Origin of the sequence: Allobaculum sp. (assembly GCF_047010065.1) — a bacterium.
Taxonomy (GTDB): domain Bacteria; phylum Bacillota_I; class Bacilli_A; order Erysipelotrichales; family Erysipelotrichaceae; genus Allobaculum; species Allobaculum fili.
Window position 1 is genome coordinate 1 of sequence record NZ_JBKXLD010000117.1, and the last position, 6,535, is coordinate 6,535.

3 protein-coding genes are annotated in these 6,535 nt (G+C 49.1%); all 3 read right to left on the minus strand.

The genetic code is table 11. The features are described from left to right. Window positions 1-134: 134 nt before the first annotated feature. A complete protein-coding gene (locus tag ACLUYS_RS08935; RefSeq protein WP_412659646.1) occupies window positions 135-5,021 on the minus strand; it encodes a Spy0128 family protein in 4,887 nt (1,628 codons plus the stop codon). Window positions 5,022-5,345: 324 nt separating this feature from the next. Beyond that, window positions 5,346-6,242, minus strand: coding sequence for an NAD(P)/FAD-dependent oxidoreductase (locus ACLUYS_RS08940; RefSeq protein ID WP_412659647.1), 897 nt, complete (start codon window positions 6,240-6,242; stop codon window positions 5,346-5,348). Window positions 6,243-6,340: 98 nt separating this feature from the next. Next, on the minus strand, window positions 6,341-6,535 hold a 195-nt coding region (locus tag ACLUYS_RS08945), incomplete at its 5' end, for a hypothetical protein (RefSeq protein WP_412659648.1).

The window sequence follows — 6,535 nt, forward strand, 5'->3', positions numbered from 1 at the left end:
AAATTTCAAAAACGAGCGATTTGTATAGTTAAGCTCGTTGGGAAAGTTCTAATTAATTGTTTTTGTCAATTGAAAACTGGTCCAGTTGCGTAATTGAAAACTGATCCACTTTGGAACTCAGCTCTTAAAGCTGGTTATTGGACGCGTTTCCGTAAATATAGAATCGTGCTTCCTGCTGCCGTAAAGAGAAGGATCCAGAACCAGACAAAAGTCAGATTTCCTGTATTTGGCGGCCAAGCGGGCTTTGGAGCGGCGGATTTAACCATATTCACAAAGACAGGCTCTTTGTCATAGGTAACGGCTGCTGCCAGTTTTCCCGAGCTGTCTTTTTCAATTTTAACGTTCACTTTGAACTGCGACGAGTCGTATTCAATGCTGGTATCCTTTCCGGCCTTTTCACGAAGAATCAGTTCTTCTGTGCCTTCCTGGTCGAAAGTCAGCGGATCAAAGACAATCGATCCGTCCTTTTTGTTGGTGACGGTCTGAATGACGTTTCCATCGTGAACAAGTTCAAAGGAAAATGCCCCTTCCTTGAGGGTTCCGTTTTTCAGCTGCTTTTTCGCGGCGACTGCAACCCTTACCGGCTCGGTCGCGGAGGATGTATACACATTATGAAATGGGAGATTCTGCGGCCAGACGACGGAAATAGTCAGTGCACCTTCCTTAAGGGACACATTGTAGCTCCACTTGAGCAGGGTACTGTCGTAGTGAATATTTTGATCCTCTCCGGCATTTTCCTGCAGGGTGATTTCGTAATGACCGGGCTTTACAAAGCGAAGTTCCTTGCCGAAAAAGGCAATATCGCCATTGGCCGCATTGGTAACTTCCTGCGGACTGTCCCATAAATTGCCGTCGACGAATACGCCATCCGCGACGTCCGTTTTCAGACTCCAGGTAAAATGGAATTCATTTTCTTCGAGTGTTTTGCCGCTCAGTTCCTTTGTACCAAACGGGAGCGCATCGGCAACAGCGGGAATCGCGGCAATTGGGTTTTCAAAAAGAATCTGATCGACCGGCTGATCATTGCGGAAGATTCTGGGCTGCTGAGCAGTAAGCACGCCCTGTCCGTTATCGACTACATCGATTTCAATTCGATATTTGGCCGAATCAAACTGCAGAGCTTCCTGCGGATAACCGGAGACGGCAGGGAGTTCTTCCAGCTGGTATACATAAATTCCAGCCTTGTGGAACGTCTGATTTTTCAAAATATCAAAGGCGCCTTGAGGCGAATACAAAACGCTTTGTACCCCTTTTGGATCCGTCATCAGAAAACGGAAGATCGCATCTTCGATTCCAGAATCCGCTGTGGAGGAGAGAACAATTTTTCCTCCAGTTAAGGAAACGGCACTCTGTTCATCGAACTGCGGCGCATAGAGATTTTCAAACTGAAGCGCGTTCGCGTCGTAGTCGGCGTGATTGAGATACGTAATATGCGCCTGCAAACTGGCGGTTCGAGTATCAAGAGCTACTTCGGCCATCACATAATGAAGACTCGCATCCTGTTCAATGGCCGGCGAATGGGTTGGATCTTCCTGAATCTGGAAGAAGTAGCGTCCCGGCTTTAAAAACTGAATGTTTTCAAAGGAAAAGTCGGCTGGACTGCCGTTTTCTGCAGCTCCAGAATAGACGGGATCCGAGATCTGAATGCTTTTGTCTGCAATCGCCTGGATCGTTTCCGGATTTGCACCGGAAAGAGTAAACGAGAATTCATTGGCTGCCATATCGCGTCCCTGCAACGTTTTCTCACCCTGGATCGATGCGATGGCTGGGGAATACTCGTAATGGTTGGTCAGCACGGCCTGCTCTGGAGTGAGCGGCTGATGATCCTGCGTAAAATACTGTGGCGTGCAGACTACGGTTTCCGTGCCGTACACCAGTGCTCGGGTAACCACCACGTCCAGAAGAATCTTCTGATTGCTTGCCGACATGCCAGGAACAGCCGGGTTGAGGGACTCAATTGGATCTTCGCTGATCTCGTAATGGTACGTCTTGCCGATGTGTGAAGAATCAAAGGAAATCGCCGGGAACTGCACTAGCGCTCCGGCATTGGCAGCCTGAACGGACCCATTGGAAGTTCCCGCAGGCATCGGAGCGTCTTCATCGAGTGCGTGAAGGGTAAAGGAAAACGTAAATGCGTCAGGGGCGGCTACGCCACTTTGTTCGCTGTCTGAACCGTTTGGAAACGCTGCAATCTGTTTGGTGATGGAAGGACTGTACTGGGTTTCCTGCGCATTATACGCATTGGTAAATACGGCGGAACCGACTGCGTTCTGAACCGATTCGCCCTGATCATTTCGCAGCTGAATAATCTGGGGGGGGCCGACCTGCATCGTTCCGTTGCCGCCATCGGTTACCGTGATCTGCACCGCATACACGCTCAGGGAATTTGAGACGCCGGGAAGAGATTCTTCCGGTTCTTTTTCATAGATCGCGTAAATGTATTGACCGGGACGATCAAACGTAACCGATCCAAAGTCAAACGCTCTCGAAGCGTCCGATTCCTGAACGACCGCATTCGCTTTTTGCGGCAGCGGGGCGTTCGCCGGGGAAAGGGCACGGACTTCAAAAGTAAAGGAATCGCCATTCTGCCAGTTTCTGCCGGTGAGGACTTTTTCGCCGCGCAGATAACTCTGATCCGGCGTCAGCGTTAATGGGCTCAGGGAATACGTATTCACAAAATGAATGGATGCGCGCGTACCCGGGATGAATTCAAGGACTTCTGAGGAATTGCTGTCGCTTTCCTCCGTTTGACTTCCATGAATCGTATGAACCGAGCAGGTGAAACCCGGAACAGGGGTTTCTTCGATTTGAAGGGAAGAATACAAAGGAACATTTTTAAGACGGATGGACTGTGTGCTGGAAAGTCTGAACGATGCTTTTCCGTTTGTGAACGACAGCTGATCGTCCTGATGCTCCGTATTTTCGATATCGATCTCTCCAGTAAAGGGAGTTCCATCCGGCTGAGTCAGTGTGGCTTCGTAAGTAAATACCGTATCGGGAGCGGGGTAATCGTCCTGGGAAAGCACGGTTTTTGAAATGGTGACGGAATGGTCGAGAGAGAGATCGAGCCGTCCGTTATTTCCAAGATACAGACGATAGGATGAACCGTCTGTTTCGCTCTCTTTTTCCAGTGTCGTAAGGTTTTTTTCGGTTTCGGTCGGATTGTTTTCTTTAAGCGCGGTCTGTAACGCTGTCGGATCAGAATGTTCGGCATTATAAAACTCGTTTTCCGCTGCAGGGGTAAAGGAAGCCCAGGCTGCGCGACGGCTTTCCCATTGATTGGAAAAGAAACTGTACATGCTGATTTGCTGCGCGGTCGAGCTTTGGGCATGGGTGTTCAACCAGTTGACCGATTCCAGCGAGCTATCGTTTTTGATTCCTTTTAAAGCATCTTTCATAGAAATATTCAGGCTCGCCGTTGTCTGCACGGAAATTGGAATCGCATAAGTGACTTGTGCCGAATCGCTCATGTTTTCTTTTTCCGGCAGGGACGTGCGCGCATACACATCAAGTGGAAGAAGGACTGCCGGAATCTGGGTTTCGAGAATATCGCCAATTCCGTGCTGTCCTTTGGTGATCGTCACCTTGATATCGGACAGATTGGCCATGACGCCTGGTGCGTTGGTCGGCACTTGCCCAGAGAAGCGATAGAAAACAACATTTCCATTTGCACTTTGCGAGACAGGAGAATATTCCTGCCCGTTTACCGAAAGGATGGGATCGTCATACTGCATCCACTCACCGGCTTCGTCGTGCAGGGTGATATACCCGGAACTTTCTGGAGCGTTCGGATCGGTCTGGGTCGGATAGCCGCTTCCGCCGTCCATCGTCTGGAAAACAAAGTCAAAAGCGGCTTCCAGATCGGCTGGATTGTCGGCGCTCAAATAATACTGATCGGAAGAGCGCGGCCCGAGGTCTTCGGAATACAGGGTGGCGTCCGGAAAGTTCGAAGAAACCGCCTGCATGAAGCGGTTTGTATTTTCCTGGCCATTGACCAGCGCAACGTCGACATTGGGATCAGCACCAGGGAAAATGCCGATCGAATAGATCCTGGCTCCGGATTTTCGAATGCTGCTGGCCGCGGAAACCGCTTCGTTGGCGATGGAACGGGTGAAACCGTAACCGTTCGAGGGCATGCCGTCGGTAAAAAAGATGACGATCTTGCTGCGGCCGTCCTGCTGGGATTCCTGAATCATTTTCTCGCCTTCCTGGAGGCCAAGGTTGCAGCAGGTAACGCCTTGGACCGAAAGCGCGTTAACGCAGTTCCGAAGGGACTGTATATCGCTGGTCAAAGGGATTTCCACCTTTGCATCATCGTTATACGTAATAATTCCGAGATTGGATTTCAGGGAATTCTCCCCGATCTCGCTGTTTGATTTTTCCAGACTGTTGATAAACAGATTCACGGAATCTTTCATGGCTTCAATACGCGTCATTCCGGAATCGTTATAGCTGGCTATCATGCTTCCAGAAGTGTCGAGAACCATGACAACATCTACCGGATTGCTTAAAAGACCGGTAACGTTCGTCCAGCTTGAAAGCGCGGAGAGCGATACGTCAAACGAGGAATCTTCCGGCTGACTGGCCGTATGCAGCTGGACGTTTTTGGAAACAAGAATTTCCCCGATCCTCGACATGGACGTCTGCAGAGAACTGTACGGATCTGCGGACATGGAAAAAGAAATCGTATGATCGGCATTACAGCCGCTTGCCGCTTCGCGGGGCGTCAGAACGCGTTCACCGCCTGCAAAGCTGCCGGCCGAAGGCGAGGATCCTTCTGCATCGTGATCCGCTTGCTGTGTCGTTTCCATCGTCTGAGAAACCTTTGCGGATGAGAAGTTCGTTTCCTGCGCATGAGAGGGAACGATGGAAACGCCGTATCCCAGACAAAGCGCAAAAATGACCAGCCAGGAAAGCATCCAGTGCAGGAAACCGGATTGTTTTTGCCTTCGCTTTTTGTAAAAGACCTTTTGGGACTGATCTTTACCATATACATGTTTTTGATTGTTCCACCGCTTCATAAAAGCCTCCCTTACTGTCATGGCTGTCCACATGCTCTCATCTGAAATGTATCATTTTGAAAAAATACAATCCGTTGCGGTAACTAAGATATTTAAATGAGACATTATGATCCGAAACAGTAAGAAACTGTCGAAAATGTTGAATTATTCAGCAAACTGAACGTGTTACGTCAATGCCATTCGGTTAACTTAATGACATGGTACTTCGATGAAAAAAACGGAAGAACGTGAACGAGTAATGTTCAGTTCTTCCGATTCGTCTTTTCGTCAATGGAAGAGCGAGCGATTTGAAATTTCAAATCCGCTCGGCAAATGTCCGAATCCTTAGTTTTTGAAACTGGCAGAAATCGCCGCAATGGCTCCATCGCTTGCTGCGGTTACAACCTGACGCACTTTTTTCGCCCGAATATCTCCGATGGCATAAACGCCGTCCAGATTGGTTTCCATCGATTCATCGGTTAGAATGTAGCCGGCTTCATCGGTTTTCACGCCTTTGAAAAGCGGGGAATTTGGAATGGCACCCGCATAAACGAAAATACCGGCACCTGGATCGGTAATAATACGCTCCGATCCATCGTTCAGATCGGTCAGGGTGAGAGTGTCGACTTGTTCGTTTCCGCTCACTTCAGTAAGGGCGCTGTGGGCAATGACTTCAATGCGGTCGTTATCGGCGACTTTTTCACGGAACTCAGCAATACAGGCCAGAGCCGGTTCAATGCAGACCAGATAAACCTTATTCGCAAATTCAGAAAGATACAGCGCTTCTTTCACGGCCCCGTCTGCACCGCCAATACCATAAACATCTTTACCGGCATACGTTTTGGCATCTCTCGGCGCGTTCAGATACATGCCTGGATTGTCTTCACCGGGAATGCCCAGTTTCTTCTTTGTTCCGCCGGCCGCAATGATTACAACGGGAGCGGTATATGTATTCTGCTCGGTCACTACCGTTTTCATTGGCTGATCGAGTTTTGTATCGATAACTTTTTCCTCAACGACTTCCACGTTGTAGCGATCTGCCTGATCCTGCATGCGCTTCGCAAATTCTGCACCGGTTTCCTGGTCCAGAACGCCTTCGTAATGGGTAATGCAGGAGACGTTCTTAATGAGGCCGCCTACACCGTTTTCATCCAGGACAACAACGTCCCTGCCGCGGCTTTTCGCATAAACAGCAGCGCTGATTCCCGCAGGACCTGCGCCGACAATAATCATATCGTACATAAATAAACCTCCGCTTCTGCCCCCAAACCCGCAAAAAATAAGAATCCTGAGCGGTCAGCTCGAGAAGAAGTTTTGCCGGGAGCAGATTCATCTATATTTTATAAGCGGGGAACAGGTGGAGCTTGTAATCTGCTCATGTCTGTTTTGACCTGCAAAGGAATGAAAAAGGGAGCGGGGAAGAAAGAATCAGACTCAAATTCTATGTTTATTCCATCGCCTTCCTGGTTCGAAATAATCGAATACGTAAGCGTCAAATAAAAGACGGGTATTTTCTCGACCGCCTCCTTGGGATA

What these genes read in the sequence shown, in the direction of transcription:
- ACLUYS_RS08935 (WP_412659646.1), bottom strand. Translation starts at nt 5,021, where the DNA reads ATGAAGCGGTGGAACAATCAAAAACATGTATATGGTAAAGATCAGTCC.
- ACLUYS_RS08940 (WP_412659647.1), bottom strand. Translation starts at nt 6,242, where the DNA reads ATGTACGATATGATTATTGTCGGCGCAGGTCCTGCGGGAATCAGCGCT.